This window comes from Pseudarthrobacter raffinosi (genome assembly GCF_023913835.1).
Taxonomy (GTDB): domain Bacteria; phylum Actinomycetota; class Actinomycetes; order Actinomycetales; family Micrococcaceae; genus Arthrobacter; species Arthrobacter raffinosi.
Genome location: NZ_JAMXBG010000005.1, coordinates 123,003 through 137,161 on the forward strand (window position 1 = coordinate 123,003; position 14,159 = coordinate 137,161).

Genomic DNA, 14,159 nt, shown 5'->3' on the forward strand with positions numbered 1-14,159 from the left:
CGCTATTAGGGTTGCAGGGTGGGGAAACTGCTGGCCGATATCACACCGCTCCGGGAGAGCCCGGCCTTCCGCCGGCTCTGGCTGGGTTCCGCCGTCTCGGCCGTGGGGAGCCAGCTCACGCTGGTGGCCGTGAGCCTGGAGGTGTACCGGCTCACGCAGGACAGTTTCTATGTGGGACTGCTGGGTGTGTTTGCGCTGGTGCCGCTGGTGTTCGGCGGCCTGCTGGGCGGCTCCATCGCCGACTCCCACAACCGCCGCACGGTGGCGCTCCTGGCAACGTCCGTCCTGTGGCTGACTACCGGCCTGATCGCGCTGCAGTCCTGGCTGCAGCTGGGAAACGTCTGGATTCTCTACCTCCTGGTGGCGCTGCAAAGCGGTGCCCAGGCCATCAACCAGCCGGCCCGCAGTGCCATCATCCCCACGCTCATCCGCAAGGAACTGCTTCCCGCGGCCAACGCGCTCAGCATGATGTCGTTCGGGCTGGCGTTGACGGTGGGACCCCTGCTGGCGGGGGTGCTGGTGGCGTGGGTGGGCTTTGGCTGGACGTACACCATCGACTTCATCAGCTTCGCTTTTGTGCTCTGGGCGGTCTTCAGGCTCCCGTCCATGCCGCCCTCGGGAAGCGCCGGGCGGGCCGGGATCCGGTCTGTCATCGAGGGGTTCCGGTTCCTGGGCACCCGGCCCAACCTGCGGATGACCTTCATCATCGACCTCGTGGCCATGATCCTGGCCCAGCCGCGCGCGCTGATGCCCGCCATCGGTGCGCTGATGATCGGCGGCGGCGAAACCACGGTGGGCATCCTGCTGGCCTCCAGCGCGGTGGGCGCGTTCCTGGCCGGCCTGTTTTCGGGGCCGCTCGGCCAGATCCGGTGGCAGGGGAGTGCCGTGGTGTGGTCAGTGATGGGCTGGGGTGCCTCGATTGCCGGCTTCGGTGTGGTGGTGCTCCTGGCAGGACGGACGGACGACGGCGGGGCCACAGTTTGGCTGGTCCCGGCGGCTTTGTGCTGCGCACTGGCCGGAATCGCAGACTCCATCAGTGCAGTCTTCCGCAACACCATCCTGCAGGCCGCTGCGCCGGACCACCTGCGCGGACGGCTCCAGGGGGTCTTCATTGTGGTGGTGGTCGGTGGGCCGCGCGTGGGTGACCTGCTGGCAGGCGGCGGGACTAAGATTCTCAGTGAGGGCTGGGTCCTGCTTCTGGGCGGGGTTTTGTGCATCGCGGTGGCCTGGCTGGCGGCACAGCTGCAGCCGGGCTTCCGGCAGTACGATGCCCGCGACCCGATGCCATAGGGCCATGCCTTGTTGGGGCAACTTGGCGGGGCAACCTGTTGGGTCAACTTTGTCAGGGCGACGTGGAGGAGTGGACGTGCACAAGCATTACAACGGCCTGAAAACTGCGGCGCTCTTTGGCGTCCTGTGGGCGGTGCTCCTGGGCCTGGGCGGACTGATCGGGATCAATACCCGCAGTTCAGCGCCCATCTGGATCATGGCCCTGATCGGCGTGGCCACCACCGCCTACGGCTACTGGAACAGCGACAAAATTGCCATCCGCTCCATGCAGGCCTACCCCGTCACGGAGGCCCAGGCGCCACAGCTCTACCAGATTGTCCGGGAGCTCTCCGTCCGGGCCAACCAGCCGATGCCCCGCATCTACCTCTCACCCACCATGAACCCGAACGCGTTCGCCACCGGCCGGAATCCCAAAAACGCCGCCGTGTGCTGCACCGAAGGGATCCTGCAGCTGCTGGATGCCCGCGAGCTGCGCGGGGTCCTGGGGCACGAGCTGATGCACGTGTACAACCGGGACATCCTCACGTCCTCGGTGGCAGCCGCGGTGGCCGGCGTCATCACATCCGTGGGCCAGATGCTGCTGTTCTTCGGCGGCGACCGGCGCACCTCCAACCCGCTGGCCATGCTGGCGATGGCCCTTTTGGCACCGTTTGCCGCCTCGCTCATCCAGCTGGCCATCTCCCGGACCCGCGAGTACGACGCCGACGAGGACGGTTCGCAGCTCACTGGCGATCCGCTGGCGCTCGCCTCAGCCCTACGCAAGATTGAGCAGGGGGTGCGGATCGCGCCGCTGCCGCAGGAGCAGAAGCTGGTCAACACCTCGCACCTGATGATCGCCAACCCGTTCCGCGGCGGGGCGATGACCAAGCTATTCGCCACCCACCCGCCGATGAAGGAGCGGATCGCCCGGCTGGAACGGATTGCCGGCCGGCCGCTGAACTGAGGCTGACTGACCGACCCGGGCGCCGCCGTCGTACTTTCACCCGGGACACGCAAAAACGCCGGCGCTGCCCGTATTCCGGTAGCGCCGGCGTCTTTTGTCAGCGGCAGAATTTTTGCGCCTCGAAAACGAGGGCCTGGTCCGCTAGCTGCGGAAGTTGACGAACTGCAGGTCCGCCTCGTCAAAGTCCTTCAGCAGCGCCATGACGGACTGCAGGTCATCGCGGGACTTGGACGAGACGCGGAGTTCGTCGCCCTGGATCTGGGATTTGACGCCCTTGGGGCCCTCATCGCGGATCAGCTTGTTGATCTTCTTGGCCAGGTCCTGCTCGATGCCTTCCTTGATGGAGGCTTCGAGGCGGAATTCCTTGCCGGAGGGGTAAGGCTCGCCGGTGTCCAGGGACTTCAGGGAGATGCCGCGGCGGATCAGCTTGGACTGGAGGACGTCCAGCACGGCCAGGACGCGTTCCTCCGAGTTCGCCTTCATCAGGATCTTCTCGCCGCTGAATTCGACCTCGGCGCCGACGCCCTTGAAGTCGTAGCGCTGGACCAGTTCCTTCTGGGCCTGGTTCAGCGCGTTGGCCACTTCCTGCTTGTCCACTTTGCTTACGACGTCGAACGTTGACTCGCCTGCCATGATTCTCCTTGTGCCGGTGGTTGCCCTGACATTGGCTCTGCAGGGCGTGGATCTCTGCATTCCAGCCTAATACGGATGCCCCGGCCGTGGCTTGTTCCGCATTCACAGTTCCCTCACAGCGGACGCACTGCGGGAACGAAGCCGGACAGCGCAGAGTTGAACGAGTTGGAAGTAGGTCGAAGGGAAAGCCATGCAACACAACGCCGTCCGTTATGTCACGCGATCCACCGCCGCAGCCGCCGGCGCCGTCGCCACCGCCGCGACCTCAGTTGCCGCAGCAGCGATCGCTGCCTCCATCGTGTTCAGCCCGGTGCCGGACGCCTCGTCCCGCATGGACGGTGTGCACGCGGACTTGCTGCGGGCCGTCCAGCTGAACCAGATCACCGAGGAACAGGCCGTGAAGTTCGAGGCCAAGCTGGCCGGACGGATTCTCGGCGACGCCTAAGTCCCCGGGTTTTCCGCGGAATTGCGGGGCTTCTGGCGGCGTTTTCAGGGGTCTACCGCCTCGATTCGATTCTTCGGCAGAAGTTCTGTAAAGTTGTCTTGCCCGCGGTTACTGGAAGCGGAACGGCCCGGAAACGGACGTTCTGAACACTGCAGCCGGGGGTGATCTTCTTTTTGAAGTTCGGCAGATTACCCGAGCGGCCAAAGGGGGCTGACTGTAAATCAGCTGGCAACGCCTACGGGGGTTCGAATCCCTCATCTGCCACCGCCCCGGATTCTAGGGGAATTTAGACCCGTTCGTATCTCTTCGGAGGTGCGGGCGGGTCTTTTTTACTTCCCGGTGATCACACTTGTGAGCACACCTTGGCTTTTCTTTGACATCGGCAGCAGTGAGGACGCACCTTCCGCGGCGTTGTGGGCGGCGTCTCCCACCATGTGCGCGTACAGGTCGCGGGTGATCTGGCTGTTGCTGTGTCCCATGGTCTTGGACACAATGGCCATGTCCTGCCCCGAGGCCAGCATTAGAGACGCGTGGAGGTGGCGGAGGTCATGGAAGCGCATGTGCGGGAGGCCCAGCTTCTCCACCATCAGCTCGAAGAGTTTGGACGGGTAGCCCGGGCGGAGCTGGCTGCCGTCCTCGTACGTGAACACGCGGCCCGAGTCCTGATAGGCGTCTCCTCATGCCTCGCGTTCCTGCCCCTGCTGGAACTGCCACGTCAGAAGAGCGGCGACGGCCCGGTCTGACAGTGCGACCAGGCGGTCCTGTCCGGCATCCGTTTTGATTGTGCCCTCCACTACTTCCTTGCCTACCTGTACAAGCTGCACACAGACAACCAGGCGGCGGGCGGCAAGGTCTACGTCCTGCCAGCGGAGGCCGCACAGTTCACCGCGGCGCATACCGGAGAGGATGGCCACCTCAAACAGTTCGCCCAGCCGGTGCTCAGTGGCGGCGTCCAGGACGACCGCTCCACCTACTACTGGAAGCACGTCTACGAGCGGAACACCGAAGGACTCTACCTACCCAACGGCGCCTTCGCCTTAGCGGCAACCCTCGCCGGACTGCCGATGGACTGGTCCGCCTACAACCCCACCATCCACGCCCGGGAATCCCGCCACAACCCAATCGGGGCCCTCATGACTAATCCCCGCCGATTCAAGGACACCGCGGCCAGCGTGCCCGAGTTCAGCGCCCTTATGAACGCCCAGGTCCGAGCCACGCTGCCATGCAACGGAGGGGCCGAATGGATGGCCGAAGTCCATCGTCTCCAGCAACGGGCAGCCGAGCTGTGCCGCCCGTGCGCCCTCCTGGTATTGTGCTGCACCTAAGGCCATCACCGCTGGGGAAAGAACCGGTATCTGGGGCCAACATCTGGTCTCTGTTCATCTGGCCCTGGCTTCCTGCCGACGGGTCGAGGGCATGCTGACGCCGCCCTGTTAATAACAAAGCCGAGTCACCGGCGGCGCGCACTACGCTGCTGACGCCGCGTCAGGGAAGCAAGGCGGCCGCCTCAGCAAGAGACCGACGCAACCACAGGGCGTAGTTGGTGGAGATGTGCTGAGCATCCTTATGGGTTGCATATCCCGCGACAGCCGCGGGACAGACATCCTCCGCGCACAACCACGGAACAACGTCCACGTATTCCGCGCCACCGGCCTCGGCGACGCGCTTCTCCATCTCATTGTGTTCGGTGTCCACCGCGTAACTCCGCGGAGTGTGGCAGCGACGGACGTCGTCGGCATTCGATGTGACGCAGTCCTGGGGATCCTTTTCCGAGTACGCGATGTCCCCGATCACGACCACACGATCACTTATCGCGCTCAATGACTTTATGGTCGAGGCGAGACCCTCCTCCCAGGCGGCCTCCGTGTTTTCTTTGTCAGGGCGCCCATCCTTCTCAAGCCAAGTACCCTGGCGCTGACCCGAGATGAGGACGACGCTCGGGTGAAGTGCCTCGATCTTCGCCAGCGAGTCAGCACGGAATGCCTTGCACTCGGGATAATCACCCTTGCGCTTCGCGTTGTAGACCGAAAAGTCGGCTGGCGGACACGAGAACATCGAAAAGACTTCGAAGCGCCGCCCAAGTTCAGTGGCTGTCACGCCGAGCGGACTTTCCCACATCTGAGCGTGCGAGTCGCCATAAACCACCACTGTCTCGCCGCCGCTGGCGTCACCATAACTGCATGTGACTTTACCTGTTGGGGCATCAAGGCCCCTTATACAGGCATGTTGGTTGAAGAGGAATCTCCCAACAGGCGGCTCCGGCGGCCACCCTGCGACGTTTACGCTGTCAGCCACGGCCTTTGCCACTTCGTCAGCCGTCGGTAGGTCACTGCCAGGGGCAACTGCAAAATCGCCTACTTTGTCTGTGGGGGAAGGCTTGGGCAGGATCGACACCAGATTGCTCGTGAGGACAAGTGATAGCGCCACCAGTGCGGCGCCGAAAGCCACGCTGACTGACGGCCGGCGGGCCTTGAGCCAGTTGGAGTTCCGTACGGGCAATTCCACATACTTGAAGGTAACGACAGACAAGGCCAGCGCCACACCGACAAAGGCAAACTTGGTGGTCATCGCCAGTTCGGTCCCGAGCGATGCCGCGGGGAGGATCAGCACGGGCCAGTGCCACAGGTACAGGGAATAAGAGAGCTTGCCAAGCCATTGCAGAGGTCGACACTGCAGGAGCACTTCGGCTCCTCGCTTCGGTGTGATTGTCCCGCCGATTATCACAAGAACCGTTCCGCCAACCGGAAGAATAGCAGCGGACCCTGGGTACCTGGTGTACTCGTCCAGCGTGAGCGCTGCTGCCGCAATCGCGATGAGTCCAGACACACTCGTAACGGCAGCAAGAAAAACCGGCAGCCGCATGATCGTCGGTGTGAGCACGGCAAGAATTGCGCCAGCCGCAAGTTCCCAAGTCCTCGTCAAGGGAGAGAAGTAGGCCGCACTCGCGTTCTCCGTCGTCGCGTACACCGACCACGTAAGGGAGACTGCAATCGTGACAGCGAGGAGAACCGTCAGTCGCGTGCGTAGCGGAACTCTCCATCCGATCGCAGCGACCGCCATCATTAAGGCTGGCCATAACAGGTAGAACTGCTCTTCGATGGCCAGTGACCAATAGTGCTGTAAGGGGGATGGAGAAAGGTCGCTGGCCCAGTAGTCCGTCCCTTGTGAGGTTTCGCGAAAATTGCTGGCGAAAAGCGCGGCCCATTGCCCGTCTTCGGCGGTTCGAGCAGCACTCGTACCGCCGATCAAAGCGAAGGATGAGACTACTGTGACGGCGAGGACAAGAGTCGCGGCAGGCAGGATTCGCCGAGCCCGTCGTGCATAGAACCACAAGAGGGAGATCCGCCTACCCCGTTCAGCTTCTTTGAGCAGGAGGCCGGTGATGAGGAAGCCGGAGACCACGAAGAAGACGTCGACACCGACGTAGCCTCCTTGCAGCGCCGGCACGCCTACATGGTCCAGCACGACCAGTAGAACTGCGATCGCGCGAAGACCCTCTATGTCCGGACGGAACGTGCGTGGAACGGATGAAGAGCGATCGGCTCCCTTCGTGGCACGCTTACTCGTTAGCAGACGGCGTCGGGGTTTACGCGCGTCAAGGTGGTTTCCATTGAGCAATCCACTGGCCAGATGCATCATGTCGCCCCTTTGGCCCGACGTCTCTTACCGGCTCGTGCGGCCGACAGTAGCGCTCTTTGCGGCCAGAATCAATGCATTTCCCCGAAGATAGGCGTGCGGTCGTGAAGTGGGCAAAAATTCTTGACCTCGCCCGGCAATTTTCTCAGAAATCGGGCGCCTCCAGCTTGATGCTGACCCGACTTGCTCCCTCGATCGGCGTCGAAAGTCCGCTTCAATCCGCGCTGCTGCGGGCGTAAATACCAGTACGCTCACCCGCCCCGTGGACCGGACCCACTGAGTCCCGGTCCCTTATCGTCTGACCTATGGAAATCGTGAGCAAGTCATAAACAGTGTTCGTCGCTTGGCATCGGGAGCAACTCTTATCTCAGCCCTCGCAGCCGTCGGAGTAACCGGGTCGTCGGCGCCACCCGGAGACGCGGTTGCCAAGGGTCAGGAAGCGCAAACGCAGATCTGCGGCGGCAGCATTCAGGGGAACAGCGTTCTTACCGCGGCTCTCGCGGGCGCTGTGCAAGGGAGCAACCTCAGCCCATTGGCTCCTAATTGCAGCTGCGGCAACAAATGTCCCTTAGGGAATCCGCCAGTAAGCTGCGGACCTGGAGAGAAACGCTGCAAGGAAACCGCGTCCTGCAACTTCAATATCTCGTGCGACGGAATCGTCGTTGCGTGCTCAGCGAAGGTGCGAGTCGAGTACCTGAGCGAACGGCGGAAACCGCTGAGTCTGATACCTCGACCGGCCCGTCGTGGCTCCGCTACGACATTGGCATAGAGCCGACCCTGTCGCCAGAGTCAATTGCCATCATCGATGGGGTTATCTCCTACCTGTGCAGCGTCGTGGAGCAAGGAGCACCCAGAGCGGAATGGCGGGTCGGCTACAACCGGATCAAGTCCTACATCTGGCAGAACCACCCAGTGCTCGTGCACGACAACCAGGAGGTTCCACTGGCTGACCTGGTTCCAGGCCTTGCCCGAGGACAAGCCAGCGGGCGGCTCCCCTCAGATGATGACAGGCTGGCTCGCATGGCCGCCGCCGCCATCAAGCAGCTGAACGGTAATGACGAGGAAACAGTCGTTGAGGACGAACCGCTTATCGAGGTCGAGGACCTACGCGAAGACGCACTCTGCGGGCGGGAGCTTGAGGTGTCTTTGCGGGAGGACATCGCCAACGAGTACTCCCGGGAGGTGGACCGGCTGGTCAGAACCCTCGCGAAGGAGGACGGGATCACCGGCGTCGTCCGCGAAGACCGCGAAGTACTCCTCGTTGCCACACCCAGCTGGGACACTGCGCAGCTTCAAGAATGGCTCACCCGATATATCGAAACCAATATCCGTAACTAGCGGCACTCTTTGGCGCGGGTGCAGGGGAGTTGACCACTCGAGGGGGAGCCTTGGCGGGCAGGCGGGAAACAGGGGAGAAACCGTCGTCGACATCAGCCTTGGCCCCGGCGTAGGCTGGCAACATCGGCGCACGTGCCCCCGATGCCCTGTGTCGATACATCAATCGATGAAGGAGAACCAATGAGCGTTGTACGTGAATTTATGACCACGGATGCACAGTGTATTAAGGAGCATCAGTCCCTCGCAGATGCCGCCCGGATGATGATGGATCTGGACTGCGGATCGCTGCCGATCTGCGGCGATGACGGCAAGTTGAAGGGCATGATCACCGACCGCGACATCGTGCTCAAGTGCGTTGCTGCCGGCCGCGATCCACGCGAGATGCTGGCCCGCGACCTCGCCACAGGCAGCCCTCACTGGGTTGACGCCGATGCCAATGTTGATGCCGCCATCGACATCATGGAAAGGCACCAAATCCGGCGGCTCCCGGTCATCGCCGACCATAAGTTGGTCGGCATCATCAGCCAGGGCGACATCGCGCGCAACTACAGCGAGGAGCGCGTGGGCGAACTGGTGGAGCACATTTCGGAACGCCACCCGATGTCTGCGTAGTCAGACAAATTCCCGCATGGCCTTGTTCGCGGCTCCTTGCCTTAAGGTTCGGAACCGCGAACAAGCTACGGAAATGCTGGACCGCGAACTGGGCTGGGACCGGAGCCTAGTTGAGCGCGATCAGGAGCATCTGGTTGGTCCCGGGGATGCAGGTCTGCAGGATGGCCCGGGGGAACCCGCCGAATACCGCGATGACATCGTTGGTGGTTCCCGGGTTGGGGACCTGGCCCCTGGCTGTCGCCGTGTACGTCCCGTAGCCCGGAATGCTGACGGTCTCGCCCACGCCGATGCCGGAGAAGCGCGCCCACCCGCCGCAGAAGTCGTGCTCCGTGATGAACAGCGAGTAGCCGTCGTTGGGAGTGTAGTGGATCGGCCCGATGCACGTGTCCACCATGGCCTGTCCGCCAGCGCCCGCGACATAGATGGTGCGGACAGCGGGCGCGGCCTGGACCGGAGCCGGGGCGGGGACGTAGGCCGGTGAAGCAGCAACAGCCGCTGCCGGGGCAGGAGCGGAAACCTCGACGGCGGGACCCGTCAGCTTCAGCGTCTGGCCCGGGACGATGATGCTGTAAAGGCCCAGCCCGTTGGCGGCCAGCATCGCGTTCATGTCAACGCCGTACCGGCCGGCGATCCCACCCACGGTATCGCCGGGGACAACCGTGTAGAGGTGGGGGTCCCCGGCGGGTGCCGGAGCAGGTTCGGGCGCTGCTGGTGGGGGAGCCGCAGCAGGCTCCGCAGGCACCGCAGCTTCCGCGACCTCCGGCTGCGCAGTGCCAGCTCCCGCACTGCCAAACTCAACGGACCCAACATAGGGCGCATCCAACGGCACCGCGGCCAAAGGCCGGGCAACGCGCACAACTGGCGCCGCCGCCGTCGTTATGGCCTCCGGTGGCGCGGATATCTCTGCCGTGGGGACGGGGCCGGCCAGGGCGCCGACTCCGAAGGCGGAAATCACGGCGGCTGTGGCCATGCCTGCCCACAGCTTGTTGCTGATCGGCCGGCGCCCCGGTGTCAGGAGATCGGCCCGCGGGACGTCGGTTTCGAAATTTCGGCGGGGTGGTTCGGGAATAGGTGCGGTCAACTGGAACATGGGTGGCCCATCGCAGGTCGGCCCGGCAACAGGGCGGCAGTGGTGCCGCGAGTTCCACATGCAGGACGGATCGGGGAGTGATGCGCTGCGCGGTGCCGGTCTATGACGGAACCGCGCACGGAAAGCGCGCATGATGGGAGCGCCCGCATACCCAGAAGATACGGATGCCCCGCTATGAAGCGGCATCATCCACCCCAGCTCGGAGGATGCGCCGGCAACTTTGTTTGGCCCTAGGAATTTCGAGTCTAGGAAGCTGCGCCAGGCACTGCACGAGTAGGCGTTACCTGAATTTTTCCGCCGAATACTTGGCCCCGCGGCGGCGACTACTCGGTGTCCAGCCGCCCGCCCCGCTGGACATTTCTACCGGGACATTCCTACAACGTGGGGCGGTCCTTGAGCTCGGCCACTTCGCGCCGCAGCGCAGCGATCTCCGTGGCCAGGCCGGCGAGCTCCGCCCGCAAGGGTTCCTCCACGGACTCCGCGGCAGCTTCCGTGGACTCCTCTACACGCTGGACAAGCCAGGAGGCGATGGACGCGGTGACCACACCCAGCACGGCAATGCCGCTCATCATCAGCGCCGAGGCCACCAGCCGGCCGATCGGCGTCACGGGGTACATGTCGCCGTAACCCACCGTGGTGATGGTGGTGATGGCCCACCAGAGGGCGTCGCCGAACGTCAGGATCTTGGCGTCCGGGGCCGACTGTTCAACGTCCAGCACCGCCAGCGCGCCCACAAATACCAGGAGCGCCGCCGATCCCGCCACGTACGTGACCACCCGGCCCCTGAGGGTCTCGCCGATGGTCCTGTGCAGCACTGAAAGCAGCGCGACCAGCCGGAGCAGGCGCAGCGGCCGGAAGAACGGAAGGGCCGCGATCAGGAGTTCGTGCAGGTTCCAGAGGAACCAGCGGCGGCGGTCCGTGGCCAGCCACAGGTTGGCGGCGTAATCGACGGCGAAAATACCCCACGTCAGCCACATCACCGTCTCAAGCCATTCCGCGCCGCTGCCGTCGACGCGGCCAATCACCTGCCATGCATACGCTGCCAGGAAAACCAGTGCCGTCCCCATCAGCGGCCACTCGGCGAGGTCCCGGTAGCGTTGTTGCGTCATGCGCCACATCCTACGTGGCGGGCCGGACCTAGGGACTTGCCAGCAAGTTACTGATGGGTAACATTGGAGGATGCACCTGCTTCTGCGAACCCTCCTGATGCTGTTCACGTCCGCCCGCCGCTCCGCACTGACAATCTGGGAGCCGTCGTCCCTGCCGCTGCGCGTCCTGCCCACCGACATCGACATCGCCATGCACGTCAACAACGGCATGTACTTTTCCCTCATGGACCTGGGCCGCTTCGACCTGATGGTCCGCAGCGGCGTATGGAAGACAATGCGCCGGCGCGGCTGGAGCCCTGTGGCGGCGGGGGAGACCATCGCCTTCCGGAAGTCGCTGCAGCTGTGGCAGCAGTACACCATCGAAACAAAGATCATCGGCCTGGATGCCAAGGCCATCTACTTTGAGCAGCGCATGGTGTCCGACGGCGAGATTTACGCGCGTGCCTACATCGCCACCCGCCTGGTCAACAAGGGCAGGCCAGTGAGCCAGGAGGAGATCCTGCGCGAGTTCGGCCAGCCCCCGGCGGACCTGGTGCTGCCCGAGTGGATCCATGAATGGCGGGAGACCAACGCCCTGCCCGGCAGCCGGACGCAAGCTCCCCACGTTTGGGACCGCCTCACCCCGGAAACCAGGGCCTGAGCGCCGGTCGGCCTGAGCGCCGGCGCGGCCGGACAGCTACGTGCCGACGTCGCGCCTGTTCACAGCGAACGCGGCCAAGGCCACCAGGGCTGCCGAAATTCCCCAGAGCCACCCGGCCGCGGCCCAGTCCGCACCGTTGGCCACTGGGGAATTCCCATAAGCCCAGTGGTAGGGACTCAGATTGAGCAGCCACTCCACGTCCTCGCTCTGCCGGCCGACTGCGTTGAAGACGTAGCCAAGAACGCCGACGGCGGCGCCCGCGCCCAGTCCGTACGTCCGCCTGCCGGACATGGCCCCGGCGCAGAGCGCGGCAGTTCCGCTCAGCTGTGCCAGCGTGGCAAACAGCACTGACGCGCCGAAGAGGTTCTCGGGCCGGATGGCCAGCTGGGCCGAATCATTGAGCAGCCGGACCAGAACAAAGACCAGGGCCGCGAGCAGCACCACGCGCAGGAACAGGGAAAGCGCGCGCTCCAGCACCACCTGGACGCGGGTCACCCCGTGGGCGAGGGTCAGCTCCAGCTGGCCGGATTCCTCATCCCCGCCCACCGCGGCCGCACCCCACCCTACGGAGGCGATGGTCATCAGCAGGAACCCGAGGAGTCCGTACAGCGTGGCCTGGGTGTAGCCAGGGCCGGTGGCGATCTGGTCGTAGTTCAGCGCCTTGGTCATCTCGGCCGGGAGGGCATCGATCATGTCCTGCATCTGCGCGCTCCCGCCGATGGACGGGTACAGCGGTAGGTAGAGGAACGTGGCGGCGGCCAGCCCGGCGGCCCACCCGAGGGTGGAGCGCCAGGAGTCAAAGAAAGCTCTCCGGAACAGCGGCAGCGTGGTGCTCATCGCGCGGCCTCCGCAGCTCCGGATACGGCAGGGACCGTGTCTTCGGGACTTGAATACATCTTCAGCACAGCCTCCTCAAGATCCGGTTCCTCCAGCACCAGATCCGTCAGTTCCAGGGTGCCCAGGGCCCTGACCAGCGGCTGGATGGCACCCTCCACGGTGGCCGAAAGGGTGATGCTGCCGCCGGACTCCAGCACCTCAACGTGCCCGACGCCGGGCACCGCACCCAGCAGCGCGCCGGCGTCGTGCGCTGTAATTCCGTTCGCGGTGAACCGGACCCGGCGCACCGCACCTTCCCGAAGCCCGCTCACGGACTCGACGGCGATGATCCGTCCGTCCCGGAGGATCGCCACGGTGTCAGCGGTCTGCTGGACCTCGCTGAGGACGTGGGAGCTGAGGAAGATGGTCTGGCCGCGGTGCTGCGCCTCGCGGACCATCGCATGGAATTCCTGCTGGACCAGGGGATCCAGCCCGCTGGTTGGCTCGTCAAGGACCAGGAGCTCGGGATCGTGCATAAACGCCTGGACCAGGCCGAGCTTCTGCTTGTTGCCCTTGGACAGTTTGCGCGTGTGGCGGTCCAGGTCCAGCCCCAACCGTTCGGCAAGGCCATCGATCCTGCCCGGAGCCACCGGACCGCTGATGGCCTGGTAGTGGGCCAGAAGTGTCCGGCCCGTGACCCGGCCCTCGAGGAACAGCTCGCCGGGAAGGTAACCGATCCGCCGGCGGAGCTCCGGGCCGCCCGCACGGGGGTCCTTGCCCAGGACGCGGACCTCCCCGGACGTGGGGCGGATGATGTCCAGCAGGCAGCGCATGGTGGTGGTCTTGCCCGCGCCGTTCGGGCCGATCACGCCGAACACGGAGCCCGCTTCGACGCTGAAATCCACCCCGTGGAGCACCTCGCGCCGGACGAACTTTTTGGTGAGGGACCGGGCGGAGATAGCCTGGGCCATGAACCCTCCTGTGTGCGGCAGTCAGCGGCTGATGACCCCAAGGGTAGGCCTCGCAATGCCCGGTGTACACGGCCCCGCGCCGGGTATTCCCGATGACGCGGGGAGCGAACAGGGCGCACCCGGCCGGGACATCGGCCTGCGCCTCGCGTACCGTTGAAGGCATGGCTACCGTAGATATCACAGGTGAACAGTTCGCATCGACCATCGAAGGCAACGACATTGTCCTGGTGGACTTCTGGGCTGAATGGTGCGGTCCCTGCAAGCAGTTCGGGCCAACGTACAGCGCCATGTCGGAGAAGCATTCCGACGTCCTGTTCACGAAGGTGGACACCGAAGCCCAGCAGCAGCTCGCCGCGGAGGCCGGCATCACGTCCATCCCCACCCTGATGGCGTTCCGCGAAAAAGTACTCGTCTTCTCCCAGCCGGGTGCCCTGAACGCCCAGCAGCTGGAGCAGGTTGTTGACGCGGTCAAGGCCCTGGACATGGAGGAAGTCCACGCCCATGTGGCGCGCTCGCAGGCAGAAGCCTCAGCCGCCGCGGGCAGCAGCCCGGCCACCGCCGGAAAGACGTCGGGCCCGCAGGACGGCTCGCAGATCCCCGAGGCGTAAGCGCCCCTGGTTCCTCTTAACACCATCG

Annotated in this window: 14 protein-coding genes, 1 tRNA gene and 1 pseudogene; 9 read left to right on the forward strand and 7 right to left on the reverse strand. The window is 64.4% G+C overall.

Features of this window, described 5'->3' with window-relative positions:
• The first annotated feature begins 18 nt into the window (after positions 1-18).
• Positions 19-1,290 carry an MFS transporter gene (locus NG697_RS06790; RefSeq protein WP_252608448.1) on the forward strand — a complete coding sequence of 424 codons (1,272 nt, stop codon included), beginning with the start codon at positions 19-21 and terminating at the stop codon, positions 1,288-1,290.
• A gap of 76 nt (positions 1,291-1,366) precedes the next feature.
• On the forward strand, positions 1,367-2,233 hold the full coding sequence (gene htpX, locus NG697_RS06795; protein ID WP_252613859.1) for a zinc metalloprotease HtpX: 867 nt from the start codon (positions 1,367-1,369) through the stop codon (positions 2,231-2,233).
• Between the two features lie 141 nt (positions 2,234-2,374).
• Here htpX and NG697_RS06800 read toward each other — a convergent pair whose 3' ends face one another.
• On the reverse strand, positions 2,375-2,866 hold the full coding sequence (locus NG697_RS06800) for a YajQ family cyclic di-GMP-binding protein (RefSeq protein ID WP_104061835.1): 492 nt from the start codon (positions 2,864-2,866) through the stop codon (positions 2,375-2,377).
• A 190-nt stretch (positions 2,867-3,056) separates the two neighbouring features.
• Between NG697_RS06800 and NG697_RS06805 the strand changes: the two genes are divergently transcribed.
• Together NG697_RS06805 and NG697_RS06810 are read left to right on the forward strand one after the other, a co-directional pair.
• Positions 3,057-3,311, forward strand: coding sequence for a hypothetical protein (locus tag NG697_RS06805; protein ID WP_252598493.1), 255 nt, complete (start codon positions 3,057-3,059; stop codon positions 3,309-3,311).
• A gap of 182 nt (positions 3,312-3,493) precedes the next feature.
• A tRNA-Tyr gene (locus NG697_RS06810) sits at positions 3,494-3,575 on the forward strand.
• 65 nt (positions 3,576-3,640) lie between these two features.
• On the opposite strand, the pseudogene NG697_RS06815 reads toward NG697_RS06810, so the two are convergent.
• A pseudogene (locus NG697_RS06815) lies at positions 3,641-4,207 on the reverse strand (site-specific integrase).
• A 39-nt stretch (positions 4,208-4,246) separates the two neighbouring features.
• Here NG697_RS06815 and NG697_RS06820 point away from each other — a divergent pair.
• Positions 4,247-4,636 (forward strand): hypothetical protein, encoded by a 390-nt coding sequence (locus NG697_RS06820; protein WP_252598492.1) that lies wholly within the window; start codon positions 4,247-4,249, stop codon positions 4,634-4,636.
• 160 nt (positions 4,637-4,796) lie between these two features.
• Here the strand turns inward: NG697_RS06820 and NG697_RS06825 are convergent, their stop codons facing one another.
• The gene (locus NG697_RS06825; RefSeq protein WP_308293079.1) at positions 4,797-6,950 is read right to left on the reverse strand and encodes an acyltransferase family protein; all 2,154 of its coding nucleotides are present in this window, start codon (positions 6,948-6,950) and stop codon (positions 4,797-4,799) included.
• 663 nt (positions 6,951-7,613) lie between these two features.
• Between NG697_RS06825 and NG697_RS06830 the strand changes: the two genes are divergently transcribed.
• Together NG697_RS06830 and NG697_RS06835 are read left to right on the forward strand one after the other, a co-directional pair.
• The gene (locus NG697_RS06830; RefSeq protein WP_252613860.1) at positions 7,614-8,285 is read left to right on the forward strand and encodes a hypothetical protein; all 672 of its coding nucleotides are present in this window, start codon (positions 7,614-7,616) and stop codon (positions 8,283-8,285) included.
• A 180-nt stretch (positions 8,286-8,465) separates the two neighbouring features.
• Positions 8,466-8,897: a CBS domain-containing protein gene (locus NG697_RS06835; protein WP_252598489.1), complete on the forward strand. Its 432-nt coding sequence runs from the start codon at positions 8,466-8,468 to the stop codon at positions 8,895-8,897.
• A 106-nt stretch (positions 8,898-9,003) separates the two neighbouring features.
• On the opposite strand, the gene NG697_RS06840 is transcribed toward NG697_RS06835, so the two are convergent.
• Both NG697_RS06840 and NG697_RS06845 read right to left on the reverse strand, forming a co-directional pair.
• On the reverse strand, positions 9,004-9,987 hold the full coding sequence (locus NG697_RS06840; protein ID WP_252613862.1) for a LysM peptidoglycan-binding domain-containing protein: 984 nt from the start codon (positions 9,985-9,987) through the stop codon (positions 9,004-9,006).
• A gap of 374 nt (positions 9,988-10,361) precedes the next feature.
• Positions 10,362-11,096 carry a potassium channel family protein gene (locus NG697_RS06845; protein ID WP_252613864.1) on the reverse strand — a complete coding sequence of 245 codons (735 nt, stop codon included), beginning with the start codon at positions 11,094-11,096 and terminating at the stop codon, positions 10,362-10,364.
• A gap of 70 nt (positions 11,097-11,166) precedes the next feature.
• Between NG697_RS06845 and NG697_RS06850 the strand changes: the two genes are divergently transcribed.
• A complete protein-coding gene (locus NG697_RS06850) occupies positions 11,167-11,736 on the forward strand; it encodes an acyl-CoA thioesterase (RefSeq protein WP_252613865.1) in 570 nt (189 codons plus the stop codon).
• A gap of 36 nt (positions 11,737-11,772) precedes the next feature.
• Here the strand turns inward: NG697_RS06850 and NG697_RS06855 are convergent, their stop codons facing one another.
• Positions 11,773-12,573 carry an ABC transporter permease subunit gene (locus NG697_RS06855; protein ID WP_252613867.1) on the reverse strand — a complete coding sequence of 267 codons (801 nt, stop codon included), beginning with the start codon at positions 12,571-12,573 and terminating at the stop codon, positions 11,773-11,775.
• Positions 12,570-13,523 carry an ABC transporter ATP-binding protein gene (locus NG697_RS06860; RefSeq protein WP_252613868.1) on the reverse strand — a complete coding sequence of 318 codons (954 nt, stop codon included), beginning with the start codon at positions 13,521-13,523 and terminating at the stop codon, positions 12,570-12,572. The genes NG697_RS06855 and NG697_RS06860 overlap by 4 nt, the downstream gene beginning before the upstream one ends.
• Positions 13,524-13,684: 161 nt before the next feature.
• Here NG697_RS06860 and NG697_RS06865 point away from each other — a divergent pair, with 161 nt between their 5' ends.
• Positions 13,685-14,131, forward strand: a complete 447-nt coding sequence (locus tag NG697_RS06865) for a thioredoxin family protein (protein WP_252608458.1) — start codon at positions 13,685-13,687, stop codon at positions 14,129-14,131.
• The last annotated feature ends 28 nt before the right edge of the window (positions 14,132-14,159 follow it).

Bases quoted from the DNA above. Each gene is read 5' to 3' on its own strand.
- NG697_RS06855 (WP_252613867.1), bottom strand. From the start codon at position 12,573: ATGAGCACCACGCTGCCGCTGTTCCGGAGAGCTTTCTTTGACTCCTGG.
- NG697_RS06845 (WP_252613864.1), bottom strand. From the start codon at position 11,096: ATGACGCAACAACGCTACCGGGACCTCGCCGAGTGGCCGCTGATGGGG.
- NG697_RS06860 (WP_252613868.1), bottom strand. From the start codon at position 13,523: ATGGCCCAGGCTATCTCCGCCCGGTCCCTCACCAAAAAGTTCGTCCGG.
- NG697_RS06825 (WP_308293079.1), bottom strand. From the start codon at position 6,950: ATGATGCATCTGGCCAGTGGATTGCTCAATGGAAACCACCTTGACGCG.
- NG697_RS06800 (WP_104061835.1), bottom strand. From the start codon at position 2,866: ATGGCAGGCGAGTCAACGTTCGACGTCGTAAGCAAAGTGGACAAGCAG.
- NG697_RS06805 (WP_252598493.1), top strand. From the start codon at position 3,057: ATGCAACACAACGCCGTCCGTTATGTCACGCGATCCACCGCCGCAGCC.
- NG697_RS06835 (WP_252598489.1), top strand. From the start codon at position 8,466: ATGAGCGTTGTACGTGAATTTATGACCACGGATGCACAGTGTATTAAG.
- NG697_RS06850 (WP_252613865.1), top strand. From the start codon at position 11,167: ATGCACCTGCTTCTGCGAACCCTCCTGATGCTGTTCACGTCCGCCCGC.
- NG697_RS06840 (WP_252613862.1), bottom strand. From the start codon at position 9,987: ATGTTCCAGTTGACCGCACCTATTCCCGAACCACCCCGCCGAAATTTC.
- NG697_RS06865 (WP_252608458.1), top strand. From the start codon at position 13,685: ATGGCTACCGTAGATATCACAGGTGAACAGTTCGCATCGACCATCGAA.